Source organism: Ancylobacter sp. WKF20 (assembly GCF_029760895.1).
In the GTDB taxonomy this organism is placed as follows: domain Bacteria; phylum Pseudomonadota; class Alphaproteobacteria; order Rhizobiales; family Xanthobacteraceae; genus Ancylobacter.
The window spans coordinates 2,160,416-2,172,954 of the sequence record NZ_CP121679.1 but is presented as its reverse complement, the minus strand read 5'-3'; the positions used below and the strand labels follow the sequence as shown (position 1 = coordinate 2,172,954).

Here is a 12,539-nt window from a genome sequence, read left to right as displayed (position 1 = left end):
AATGTTGGAAATATTACATTTTGATCGACGTTTGATCGAAATGAGACTTTCCGGCGCCAAGAGCCAATAAAAACCGGAGTGGGAACATGCTGACGATGAAGGCCGGGCGTGCGCTGCTGACGGCAGCCGCTCTCACCATGCTGGGGGGCATCGCCTCCGCCGAGACGATCACGGTGTACACCGCCTATGAGGAGGACGAGGCCGCGGCCTTCCTTGCCGAGGCCAAGAAGTCGCTGCCGGACCTCGACGTGAAGATGCTGCGCATGTCCACCGGCGACCTCGCCGCGCGCATCATCGCCGAATCCGGCAACCCGCAGCATGACGTGCTCTGGGGCTTCGCCGTCACCTCCATGGTTGATCCGCGCATCAGCGCGACGCTGGAGCCCTACAAGCCCAAGGGCGTCGAGGCGATCGCCGAGCGGTTCCGCGACAAGGACGGCAAGTGGTTCGCCGTCACCGGCTACATGGCCGCCTTCTGCGTCAACAAGGACCGCCTCGCCGCCAAGGGCCTGCCCATGCCGACCTCCTGGGCCGACCTGACCGACCCGAAGTTCAAGGGCGAGGTGGTGATGCCCAACCCGGCCAGCTCCGGCACCGGTTATATCCAGGTCGACTCGCTGCTGCAGATGATGGGCGAGGAGAAGGGCTGGGCCTTCCTCGAAAAGCTCGACAAGAACGTCGCGCAGTACATCAAGTCCGGCTCCAAGCCCTGCAACGCCGCTTCGGCCGGCGAATATGCGGTGGGCGCTTCCTTCGAGCTGCGCGCCATCAAGAACATCGAGGAAGGCTACCCGATCGCCATGGTGATCGCCTCGGAAGGCGCCGGCAACGAGCTGGAGGCCAATGCGCTGGTCGCCGCCTCCAAGCACAAGGACGCCGCCAAGCGCTTCCTCGACTGGACGGTGAGCAAGAACGCTGCCGATTCCTACTACAAGTGGAAGGCCATCGTGACCGTGCCCGGCGGCACCATGCCGGAGCGCTTCATCAAGGCCGGCCTGCCGGCGGATGTCTCCAAGGTGCTGTTCCCGGTTGATTTCGCGGCTGCCGCCAGCGAGCGGGCGCGCATCATCGAGACCTGGCAGAAGAAGTTCGAGCGCTGATCGCGGGGCGGGGGAGATACGGCCATGAGTCTCGCGATCCGGGAGGTGTCGAAACGGTTCGCGGGGGTCACGGCCCTCGACCGTGTCTCCCTCGACGTGCCGAACGGCACCTTCGTCTGCTTCCTCGGCCCCTCCGGCTGCGGCAAGACCACGCTTCTGCGGGTCATTGCCGGGCTGGAGAGCGCCGATAGCGGCGAGATCCGCCTCAACGGGACGGATCTCATCCACACGCCCGCCAAGGACCGGAATTTCGGCATCGTCTTCCAGTCCTACTCGCTGTTCCCCAATATGAGCGCGGCGCGCAACGTGGCCTATGGCCTCGAGTGCCGGCGGTGGCCGAAGGCCGAGATCGGCCCGCGCGTCGATGCCATGCTCAAGCTGGTGCATCTGGCCGAGCACGCGCCGAAGCTGCCCTCCCAGCTTTCCGGTGGCCAGCAGCAGCGCGTGGCGCTCGCCCGCGCCATGGCGCCCGATCCGGGCCTCCTGCTGCTCGACGAGCCGCTCTCGGCGCTCGACGCCAAGGTGCGCGAGGAGCTGCGGGTGGAGATCCGCGCCGTGCAGCGGCGGCTCGGCATCACCACTATCATGGTGACGCATGACCAGGAGGAGGCGCTCGCCATGGGCGACCTCGTCGTGGTGATGAGCCGCGGCGTGATCGAGCAGGCCGGCGCACCGCGCGAGCTCTACGACAACCCGGCGACGCCCTTCGTCGCCAGCTTCATCGGCGGCATGAACATTCTCGACGTGACGCCGGGGAGCGAAGGCCGCCCGGTCTTTGCCGAGGTGCCGCTCGTCGTCGCCAACTCTGTAACAGGCGCCGCGCGCAGCGTCGGCCTTCGGCCCGAGCAGGTGGTGATCGGCGGGCCGGAGGCGCGCGGCGAGAACATCGTGCCCGGCCGCATCCTCGATGTCGCCTTCCTCGGCAATCTCACGCGGGTCTCCGTCGAAACCCCCGCCGGCGGTGCGCCGGTGATCGCCGAGCTGCATGGCCGCTCGCGCGTGCCGGCGGCCGGCGAGGCGGTGACGCTGCATCTGCCCGCCGATGCGCTGCGGGTGCTGGCATGACGGTAAGCTCCGAGGTCTACCCGGTGCCGGGCGCGCGCGGCCGCTGGTTCACCGATGCGCGGGTCTCGCGCCTGCTCACGGCGGCGGTTGCCCTTCCGCTCGCTCTGTTCTTCCTGCTGCCGCTGCTGTCGATCCTGCTGCGCAGCTTCGACACGGCGGATGGCTTCGGCCTCGGCAATTTCGCCGCGACGCTCTCGACCGCGCGGTTCTGGGAGCTGGTGCGCAACAGCGTCGCCATGTCGGCGCTCGCCACCGTGCTCGCGGTTTCCCTGGCCTATCTCTACGCCTATGGCATCCAGCGCACCCAGGTGCCCGGCAAGAGCGTGCTGCGCATCATCGCGCTGATGCCGCTCTTCGCGCCGTCGCTGGTGCAGGCGCAGGGGCTCATATTGCTGCTCGGCCGCAATGGCGCGCTGAACCGCTTCTTCGATGCGGGAATCGAGATCTACGGCTTCTGGGGCACGGCGATCGCCAACCTGCTCTACGCCTTCCCCTATGCCTTCCTCATCCTCTCCGCCGCCCTCGCCATCGCCGATGGCCGGCTCTATGAGAGCGCCACCGTGATGGGCGCGGGGCCGCTGCGCATCTTCCGCACGGTGACGCTGCCGGCGACCCGCTTCGGCCTCGCGGCGGCCGGCTTCGTCGTGTTCACGCTGGTGATGACCGACTTCGGCAATCCGATGGTGATCGGCGGCGATTTCAACGTGCTCGCCACCGAGATCTACAACCAGGTGATCGGACAGGCGCAGTTCGGGCTGGGCGCGGTGATCGGCGTGGTGCTGCTGGTGCCGGCGGTGATCGCCAAGGTGCTGGAAAAGCGCCTGACCCGCCGCCAGCACGCGCTGCTGACCGCGCAATCCGTGCCGCTGGTGATCCGCCCGAGCTGGCGGCGCGACCTCGGCTTCGGCGTCTATCTCTACACCGTGGCCGCGCTGATGCTGTCCGTGGTCGGCGTGGTGATCTTCGCCAGCTTCGTGCGGCTCTGGCCCTACAACATGCAGTTCACGCTGAAGCACTACCAGTTCGACGTGCAGAACGGCATCGCGCCCTTGTGGAACAGCATCGCCGTGGCGCTGGCGACGGCCCTGCTCGGCGTGCTGCTGGCGGGCGCGGCGGCCATCGTGGTCAACAAGTTCCGCAACTCCTTCACCGGCGCGCTGTCGCTGCTGGCGGTGCTGCCCTCGGCGGTGCCGGGCATGGTGCTCGGCCTCGGCTATGTGCTGACCTTCAACAACCCGATGAACCCGCTGAACCTGCTCTATGGCGGCTTCGCGCTGATCATCATCCTCAACGTCTATTACAACCACAGCCAGGCCTTCCTCATCAGCTCCACCAGCCTCGGGCAGATCGGCGGCAGCTTCGACGAGGCCTCGACGATGCTCGGCGCGGGGGTGCTGCGCACGCTGTGGAAGGTGACGCTGCCGCTGATATGGCCGACGCTGCTCGGCATCGGCGTGTTCTATTTCATGCGCGCCATGGTCTCGCTCTCGGCGGTGATCTTCCTCATCACACCCTCGACGCAGGTGGCGGCGGTCTCCGTGCTCCAGCTCACCGATCGCGGCGCGGTGAATCAGGCGGCGGCCTTCTCGGTCTGCATCATGGCGGTGGTGGTGGCCTGCCTGCTGCTGGTGCGGCTGGTGCTAGTACTGGCGGGCGTGCGCAACGTGACGCTGATCCGATGAGCGAGGCGCGTACCCTGCGGGCCATCCTGTTCGACAAGGACGGGACGCTGCTCGACTATGAGAAGACCTGGGGCGGCATCAACCGCGCCGCCGCCGCGCTCGCCGGGGCGGGTGATCCCGATCTCGCCGCGCGGCTGCTCGATATTGGCGGCGTCGACCGGTCGAGTGGGCGCACGCGGCCCGACAGCCTCCTCGCGGCCGGTAATACCCGCGAGATCGCGCAGGCCTGGGTGGCGGCCGGCAGCCCGCATGAGGTGGGCGCGCTGACCCGCCAGCTCGACGATCTGTTCACCCAATCGGCCGCCCTTGCCGTGCCGGTGACCGACCTTGCCGCGCTGTTCGGCAGGCTGACCGCGCGCGGGCTGGTGCTCGGCATCGCCAGCAGCGACAGCGAGGCCGCCATCCGCGCCACGCTGCGCGCCTTCCGCGTCGAGGGCCATGTGCGGGTGGTGATCGGCTATGACAGCGGCTTCGGCAGCAAGCCGGGGCCCGGCATGGTGCTGGGCTTCTCGGCCCTGACCGGCATCGCCCCGGCCGAGATCGCGGTGGTCGGCGACAATCTGCACGACATGGAAATGGCCCGCGCCGCCGGGGCCGGCTGGCGCATCGGCGTGCTCACCGGCACGGGGAGCCAAGCGAGCCTCTCGAGCGCCGCCGATCTGTGCCTGCCGAGCATCGCCGCGCTGGAGAGCGACTTCCTGCCCGCGCCCGTGGTGTGAAACCCGTCACCCGCCCATGCGGTAACCGACGCCGGGCTCGGTGACGATCAGCGCGGGATTGGTCGGGTCGTCCTCGATCTTGGCGCGGAGCTGGCCGACATAAACGCGCAGATATTGGGTGTCGTGCTCATGCGCCGGCCCCCAGACCGCGCGCAAGATGTGGCGGTGGGTGGCGACCTTGCCGCCATGGCGGGCGAGGAAGGCGAGGAGGTCGAATTCCTTCGGCGTCAGCTTCACCTCCGCGCCCTCGCGGGTGACGCGGTGGCGGGGAATGTCGATCTCGACCGCGCCGAGCCGCAGCACCGGCGTCTCGCCCTTCTCCTGCATCCGGTGGCGCAGCGCCGCGCGCAGCCGGGCCATCAGCTCGCCCATGCTGAAGGGCTTGTTGATGAAGTCGTCGGCGCCGAGGTCCAGCGCCTCGATCTTCTCGGCCTCGCGGTCGCGGGCGGAGAGCACGAGGATGGGCACCGCCGACCATTCGCGCAGGCGCCGGATCACTTCCTTGCCGTCCATGTCCGGCAGGCCGAGATCGAGGATCACCGCGTCGGGCCGGCGATTGGCGACCTGGGCGAGGGCCTGCATCCCGTCATCCGCCCGCAACGCCTCATAGCCGTTCGCGGCGAGCGCCGGCGCCATGAAGCGATGGATCGCCGGTTCGTCATCGACCACCAGAACCGTACCCGCGCTCATGACGGCTCCTCCGCTCCGGCCTCCTCCGCCGCCCGTGCCGGCAGCGGCAGGCGCAGCGCGATGCGCGTGCCATTGCGCTGGCCGGGCGCCGGGCTGCGGGCGGAGACCGAACCGCCATGCGCCTCGACGACGCCGCGCGTGATGGCAAGGCCGAGCCCCGAGCCGTCGCCGCCATCGCCGGCCCCGCGCGGGGCGCGGACGAATTTCTCGAACACATGCGGCAGCGTGTCGGCGGGGATGCCCGGCCCGTCATCGGTGACGGCGATGACCATCTGGCCCTCGATGACGGTCGCGGAGAGGCCGACGCGGGCGGTCGGCCCGGCATAGCGCACCGCATTGGCGACGACATTGCCGAGCGCTTGGTCCATCAGGTTCGGGTCAGCCTGGATGAGCGGCAGGTCGGGCGCGGCGGTGACGACGAAACGCTGCGTCGCCCCGCGCTTCTTCACCGCCGCTACTGCCCGGTTCATCAGCTCCACCACATCCACCCAGTCCCGGCGCATGTCGAGCGCGCCGGCTTCCAGCCGCGTCATGGAGAGCAGGTTGCGCACCATGAGGTCGAGATTTTCCGCTTCGTCGCGCATCTGCGCCAGCAGATCCTGCCGGGCCTCAGCGGGAATGTCCGGGCCGTAGTCGATCAGGCTGGTGGCGGCGCCGAGAATGGAGGCGAGCGGCGTGCGGAAATCATGGCTGATCGAGGCGAGCAGGATGTTGCGCACCCGCTCGGTCTCCGCCGCCGTGCGCACCCGCGTGACTTCCGCCGACAGGCGCGTGCGCAGCAGCGCGGCGGCGGTCTGTTCGGCCAGCGTGCCGAGCAGACCCTCGCTTTCGGTATCGAGCGGCGGGGCGGCGCTGTCCTGCTCGATGCCGATGACGCCGATGCGGGAGCTGCCGGCCGGGCTGCCATCCGTGCCGCCGAGCGGGCGGAACAGCCAGGGCGCGGTGGGCAGCGTGCCGGTGCCGGCGCCGGCGGGTTCGCCGCGCTCATAAGCCCAGCTGGCGGCGGTCATGGAGGCCGTGTCGAGCCGGTCTTCCGGCGGCCAGGCGGCGGCGATGGCGAGGCCGGTGTCGCGCCCGACCAGAATGACGCTGGCGCGCCCGAGCGTGGCGTGCAGTTCCACCGTCGCGGCCTCCGCCACCTTCGCCTCGTCCGGTAGGGCGGAGAGCTTGCGGGTGAAATCGTAGAGCCGCCGCGTCGCCCGCATCCGCCGCGCGGCAAGGCGCGCCTGCTCGCGCGCGCGGCCGGCGATGGCGGAGATGATGATGGCGACGATGAGGAAGATCAGCAGCGCCAGCAGCTCATGCGGGCGCGCCACGGTGAAGGTGTCCACCGGGTCGATGAAGAAGAAATTATAGGCGAGGAAGGAGAGGCCGGAGGCAAGGATCGCCGGCCAGACGCCATGCAGCAGCGCCGGCAGCAGCACGGCGAGCAGATAGAGCATCGACACGTTCGGCAGCGGCACGACGCGCGTCAGCAACAGGCCGAGCACGGTGGCGGCGGCGACGCCGAGCGTGGCGGTGACATAGCCGAGAACCGGGCCGACCGGGGGCAGGCGCTTCAGCCAGCCGGGGGCGGCATCGCGGCTCTCGGCGGTGACCACATGCACGGCGATGCCGTCGCTCGCGCGCACCAGCGCATCGGCCAGCGAGCGGCGCAGCGGCGGCAGCCAGCGCCGGCGCGCCTTGCCGACGATGATCTGGGTGACGTTCTCGAAGCGGGCGACACGCAGCACCTCGCCGGGAATGTCGTTGGCGACCAGCGCCCGCGTCTCCGCCCCCAGCGTCTCGGCGAGCCGCATGCCGGCGTCGAGCCGCGCGCGCTCATGGGTCGGCAGCACATGGCCGGGCCGCTCCACCGTGACGGCGAACCAGCGCGCGTCGAGCAGATCGGCGAGACGTTTGGCCTCGCGTACCACCCGCTCGGCCGAGCTGTCCGGCCCGACGCAGACCAGCAGCCGCTCGCCCGCCGCCCACGGCCCGGCAATGGCCGAACCCTGCATGCGCTCGACCAGATCGCTGTCGACGCGGGCAGCGACGCGGCGCAGCGCCAGCTCGCGCAAGGCGGTGAGGTTGCTCGGCTTGAAGAAGCTCTGCACCGCGCGGGTCGCGGTATCCTCGACATAGACCTTGCCGTCGGCGAGGCGCTTGATGAGCTCGTCCGAGGGCAGATCGACGAGGATGATCTCGTCCGCCTTCTCCAGCGCACGGTCCGGCACGGTCTCGCGCACCCTGACGCCGGTGATGCGCTGGACGACGTCGTTCAGGCTCTCGACATGCTGGATGTTGAGCGTGGTCCACACGTCGATGCCGGCGGCGAGCAGATCCTGCACATCCTGCCAGCGCTTGGGGTGGCGCGAGCCCTCGACATTGGAATGGGCGTATTCGTCGACCAGCAGCAGCGAGGGGCGGCGGGCAAGCGCGGCGTCGAGATCGAATTCCGGGACCAGCCGGCCGCGATAGGCGATGCCCTTGCGCGGGATGATCTCCAGCCCCTCGACCAGCGCCTGCGTCTCCGCCCGCCCATGGGTCTCGACGATGCCCGCCACAACGTCGCGGCCGCCCGCGCGGGCGGCGCGGGCGGCGTTCAGCATCGCATAGGTCTTGCCGACCCCCGGCGCGGCGCCGAGGAAGATGCGCAGCTGGCCGCGCGCCTCGCGTTCGGCGGCGGCCAGCAGGGCTTCGGGGTCGGCGCGGGAGGGCTCGTCCGCGCTCATGGGGCTGGCCTATTGCGGGCGCGGCGCCGGGGCGCGAGCATCGAGCGCCAGGTTGAGGGCGAGAACGTTGACGCGCGGATCACCGAACACTCCGAACTGCGGTCCCTCTATGTGCGCGTTCACCAGATCGCGGACAAGCGCCGGCTCGACCTTGCGGGCCTCGGCGACGCGCGCCACCTGCGCCATCGCATAGGCCGGGGAGATGTGCGGATCGAGCCCGCTGCCCGAGGTGGTGACGGCATCGGCCGGGATCGGGCCGGTGATACCGGCCGCGCGCAGCGTGTCGGCATCCGTCTTCAGCCGCTCGGCGAGCTTGGCGCTGGTCGGCCCGAGATTGGTGCCGGAAGAGGCGGAGGCGTCATAGCCAGTGCCCGCCGCCGAGGGGCGCGGGTGGAAATAGGTCGCGCCGGCGAAGGTCTGGCCGATCAGTGACGAGCCGACCACCGTGCCGTCGCGGGTGATGAGCGAGCCCCGCGACTCGCTGGGGAACAGCGCCTGCGCGGCCTCGGTCATGGCGAGCGGGTAGGCGATGCCGGTGAGGAGGGTGAAGGCGATGAGCAGCGTCAGCGCCGGGCGAAGATGGGTGAGCATGATGAAGTTCCTTGTCATTCATCGGCGTCATCCCGGACGGCCGAAGGCCGATCCGGGATCGCTGGAAATCGGAGAACGATCCCGGCTCTGCGCTTCGCTTCGGCCGGGATGACGAAGACGGGTCAGGCAAGGCCAAGCGCGGCGACGGCGAGGTCGATGAGCTTGATGCCGATGAAGGGCAGGATGACGCCGCCGCCGCCATAGATGGCGAGGTTGCGGGCGAGCACGGTGGCGGCGGGCTGGGCGCGGTAGGGCACGCCGCGCAAAGCGAGCGGGATCAGCGCGATGATGATGAGCGCGTTGAAGATCACCGCTGAGAGAATGGCGCTCTGCGGCGAGTGCAGCCCCATCACATTGAGCAGGCCGAGTTCCGGGATCGCGGCGATGAACAGCGCCGGGATGATGGCGAAGTACTTCGCCACGTCATTGGCGATGGAGAAGGTGGTGAGCGCGCCGCGCGTCATCAGCAGCTGCTTGCCGATGCCGACGATCTCGATGAGCTTGGTCGGGTCGCTGTCGAGATCGACCATGTTGCCGGCCTCGCGCGCCGCCTGCGTGCCGGACTGCATGGCGACGCCGACATCGGCCTGGGCCAGCGCCGGCGCGTCATTGGTGCCGTCGCCGCACATGGCGACGAGGCGGCCATGGCGCTGCTCGGTGCGGATATAGGCGAGCTTGTCCTGCGGCGTGGCCTCGGCGATGAAATCATCGACGCCCGCTTCCGAGGCGATGGCGGCGGCGGTGACCGGGTTGTCGCCGGTGACCATCACCGTGCGGATGCCCATGCGGCGCAGCTCCGCGAAACGCTCCTTGATGTCGGGCTTCACCACATCCTTGAGATGAATGACGCCGAGCAGGCGGCCATTCTCGGCAAGGCCCAGCGGCGTGCCGCCGGAGCGGGCGATCTTGTCCACCGCCGCGTCAAAGGCGGCGATGCCGGTGGAGGCGTTGGCGTCGACCGAATGGACGAAGCGCTTCACCGCATCGACCGCGCCCTTGCGGATGCGCCGCCCGGCGACATCGACGCCGGAGAGGCGGGTGGCGGCGGTGAAGGGCACGAAGCTCGCCCCCGCCATCGCCGCCGTTTCCGGGGTGATGCCGTATTTGTCGCGCGCCAGTTCGAGGATCGAGCGGCCCTCGGCGGTCTCGTCGGCAAGGCTCGCCTGCACGGCGATGAGCGCCGCCTCGTGCTCGCTGATGCCGGGCACCGGGATGATCTCCGCCGCCATGCGGTTGCCGAAGGTGATGGTGCCGGTCTTGTCGAGCAGCAGCGTGTCGACATCGCCCGCCGCCTCCACCGCGCGGCCGGACATGGCGAGCACGTTGTGGCGGATCAGCCGGTCCATGCCGGCGATGCCGATGGCCGAGAGCAGGCCGCCAATGGTCGTGGGGATCAGCGTGACCAGTAGCGCCACCAGCACCGGGACCGGCACGTCGGCGGCCGAATAGCGGCCCAGGCCGGCGAGCGAGACGACGGCGATGAGGAAGATCAGCGTCATGCCGACGAGCAGGATGGAGAGCGCCAGCTCGTTCGGCGTCTTCTGCCGCTCGGCGCCTTCCACCAGCGCGATCATGCGGTCGAGGAAGGAGGAGCCGGGCGCGGCGGTGATGCGCACGACGATCCAGTCGGAGATGACGGTGGTGCCGCCGGTGACCGCCGAACGGTCGCCGCCGCTTTCGCGGATGACGGGCGCGCTCTCGCCGGTGATGGCGGCCTCGTTCACCGAGGCGATGCCCTCGACGATCTCGCCGTCGCCGGGAATGAGGTCGCCGGCCTCGACCAGCACATGGTCGCCGAGCGTGAGATCGAGGGCGGAGACGCGCTCGATAGTGGCGCGGTCGGTGGCGCTGCGCAGGCGCTTGGCCACCGTGTCGGTGCGGGCCTTGCGCAGGGAGTCCGCCTGGGCGCGGCCGCGCCCTTCCGCGATGGCCTCGGCGAAATTGGCGAACAGCACGGTGAACCACAGCCAGGCCATGATCTGGCCGGTGAAGGCCAGAGGATTGCCGACGAGTAGGTCGCGCAGGAACAGCACGGTGACGAGCGCCGCCACCACCTCGGTGACGAAGATCACCGGGTTGCGCATGAGCAGGACGGGGTTGAGCTTGAACACCGCGTCGCGCAGCGCCCGCCCGATCAACTCGGGCGAGGCGAAGGCGGAGCCGGTCTTCGCGGGATTATGCGTGGACATGAGAGGTCTCCGGTCGCGGTCGTTCAGAAGGTCTTGCCGGCCAGCATCTGCACCTGCTCGGCGATCGGGCCGAGGGCGAGAGCGGGGAAGAACTGGAGACCGCCGAGGATGAGGATGACGCCGGTGAGCAGGCCGACGAAAAGCAGCCCATGGGTCGGGAAAGTGCCGGAGGAGGCGGCGAGCCGGGTCTTGCCGGCGAGCGAACCCGCGATCGCCATCATCGGCACGATATAGGCGAAGCGCCCGAGCAGCATGGCGAGGCCCAGCGTGGTGTTCCACCAGGGCGAGTTGGCCGAGAGGCCGCCAAAGGCCGAGCCGTTATTCCCCGCCGCCGATGAGTAGGCGTAGAGGATTTCCGACAGGCCGTGCGGGCCGGCATTGCCGAGCCCGGCCAGCGCGTCCGGCAGCACGGCCGCGACCGCCGAGAAGCCGAGAATGGCGGTGGGCAGGATCAGCACGGCGAGGATGGCCATCTTCACCTCCTTCGCCTCGATCTTCTTGCCGAGATATTCCGGCGTGCGCCCGACCATCAGGCCGGCGACGAAGACAGCGATGATCGCCATGACCAGCAGGCCATAGAGGCCGGAGCCGACGCCGCCCGGCAGGATCTCGCCGAGCTGGATCATGAACATCGGCACCAGCCCGCCGAGCGGGGTGAAGGAGCCGTGCATGGCGTTCACCGCGCCGTCCGACAGGCCGGTGGTGACGGTGGCGAACAGCGCGGAGGCGGCGAGGCCGAAGCGGACCTCCTTGCCCTCCATATTGCCGCCCGCCGGGTCGAGCCCCGCCGCGACCAGCGAGGGGGTGCCGGCCGCTTCCGCCCAATAGGCGACGGCGACGCCGGCGATGAGGATGATGGCGATCACGCCGATGAGCGCGCGGGCCTGCCGGCGGTCGCCGACCAGACGGCCGAAGGCGAAGACCAGCGCGGCGGAGATCACCAGCATCTGCCAGATTTCCAGCGCGTTGCTGAACGGCGTCGGGTTCTCGAAGGGGTGAGCGGCATTCACATTGAAGAAGCCGCCGCCATTGGTGCCGAGCTGCTTGATCGCCATTTGCGAGGCAACGGGGCCGACCGCGATGGTCTGCTGCGCGCCTTCCAGCGTGGTGGCGGCGACGCTGGCGTCCAGCGTCTGCGGCACGCCCATCGCCACCTGCGCGAGGCCGGTGATGATGGCGAGCGGCAGCAGGATGTAGAGCACCGAGCGCGTCATATCGACGAAGAAATTGCCGACGCCGGGCGCGTTCGAGCGGGCGAAGGCCCGCACCAGCGCGACGGCGAGCGCCAGGCCCGTGGCGGCGGAGAGGAAGTTCTGCACGGTGAGCCCGGCCATCTGGCTGAACAGGCTCATCGTGGTCTCGCCGGCATAGGACTGCCAGTTGGTGTTGGTGACGAAGCTCACCGCCGTGTTGAAGGCGAGGTCGGGCGAGAGCGCGCCGAAGCCCAGCGGGTTCAGCGGCAGCAGGCCCTGAAGGCGCAGCAGCGCGTAGAGCAGGGCGACGCCCGCCGCGTTGAAGGCGAGCATGGCGAGCGTGTAGCCCAGCGCGCTCTGCTCGGCCTTGGGGTCGACGCCGGCGAAGCGGTAAAGGCCGCGCTCGACCGGGCCGAGGACGGGCGAGAGCAGGGTGCGCTCACCGGCGTAAAGCCGCGCCATATAGGCGCCGAGCGGCACGGCGGCGATGAGGACGAGCGCGAGGATGATGGCTATCTGGAGCCAGCCGAGAGCGGTCATGGCGAAGGGCTTTCAGGGAGGGAGGGCGCGTCAGAACTTCTCGGGCTGCAGCAGCG

9 protein-coding genes are annotated in these 12,539 nt (G+C 69.5%); 4 read left to right on the top strand and 5 right to left on the bottom strand.

Annotated elements, in window-relative coordinates; all coding sequences use genetic code 11:
• The first annotated feature begins 86 nt into the window (after positions 1 to 86).
• Genes AncyloWKF20_RS10140 through AncyloWKF20_RS10125 form a run of 4 tightly spaced genes read left to right on the top strand, consistent with a single transcriptional unit; the run spans position 87 to position 4,566 of the window.
• The gene (locus AncyloWKF20_RS10140; protein WP_279317719.1) at positions 87 to 1,100 is read left to right on the top strand and encodes an ABC transporter substrate-binding protein; all 1,014 of its coding nucleotides are present in this window, start codon (positions 87 to 89) and stop codon (positions 1,098 to 1,100) included.
• Between the two features lie 24 nt (positions 1,101 to 1,124).
• A complete protein-coding gene (locus tag AncyloWKF20_RS10135; protein WP_279317718.1) occupies positions 1,125 to 2,165 on the top strand; it encodes an ATP-binding cassette domain-containing protein in 1,041 nt (346 codons plus the stop codon).
• Positions 2,162 to 3,847, top strand: a complete 1,686-nt coding sequence (locus AncyloWKF20_RS10130; RefSeq protein ID WP_279317717.1) for an ABC transporter permease subunit — start codon at positions 2,162 to 2,164, stop codon at positions 3,845 to 3,847. Before AncyloWKF20_RS10135 ends, AncyloWKF20_RS10130 begins: the two co-directional genes overlap by 4 nt.
• Positions 3,844 to 4,566, top strand: a complete 723-nt coding sequence (locus tag AncyloWKF20_RS10125) for an HAD family hydrolase (protein WP_279317716.1) — start codon at positions 3,844 to 3,846, stop codon at positions 4,564 to 4,566. The genes AncyloWKF20_RS10130 and AncyloWKF20_RS10125 overlap by 4 nt, the downstream gene beginning before the upstream one ends.
• A gap of 6 nt (positions 4,567 to 4,572) precedes the next feature.
• Here the strand turns inward: AncyloWKF20_RS10125 and AncyloWKF20_RS10120 are convergent, their stop codons facing one another.
• From AncyloWKF20_RS10120 to kdpA, 5 genes are all read right to left on the bottom strand, one after another.
• Entirely contained in the window at positions 4,573 to 5,256 is a 684-nt protein-coding gene (locus tag AncyloWKF20_RS10120) for a response regulator (RefSeq protein WP_279317715.1), read from the bottom strand.
• Positions 5,253 to 7,970, bottom strand: coding sequence for a sensor histidine kinase KdpD (locus AncyloWKF20_RS10115; RefSeq protein WP_279317714.1), 2,718 nt, complete (start codon positions 7,968 to 7,970; stop codon positions 5,253 to 5,255). The genes AncyloWKF20_RS10120 and AncyloWKF20_RS10115 overlap by 4 nt, the downstream gene beginning before the upstream one ends.
• 9 nt (positions 7,971 to 7,979) lie before the next feature.
• Complete coding sequence (gene kdpC / locus AncyloWKF20_RS10110; protein WP_279317713.1) at positions 7,980 to 8,561, bottom strand: potassium-transporting ATPase subunit KdpC; 582 nt, start codon at positions 8,559 to 8,561, stop codon at positions 7,980 to 7,982.
• Positions 8,562 to 8,683: 122 nt separating this feature from the next.
• Positions 8,684 to 10,750: a potassium-transporting ATPase subunit KdpB gene (gene kdpB, locus AncyloWKF20_RS10105; RefSeq protein ID WP_279317712.1), complete on the bottom strand. Its 2,067-nt coding sequence runs from the start codon at positions 10,748 to 10,750 to the stop codon at positions 8,684 to 8,686.
• A gap of 23 nt (positions 10,751 to 10,773) precedes the next feature.
• On the bottom strand, positions 10,774 to 12,483 hold the full coding sequence (gene kdpA, locus AncyloWKF20_RS10100) for a potassium-transporting ATPase subunit KdpA (RefSeq protein ID WP_279317711.1): 1,710 nt from the start codon (positions 12,481 to 12,483) through the stop codon (positions 10,774 to 10,776).
• Between the last annotated feature and the right edge of the window lie 56 nt (positions 12,484 to 12,539).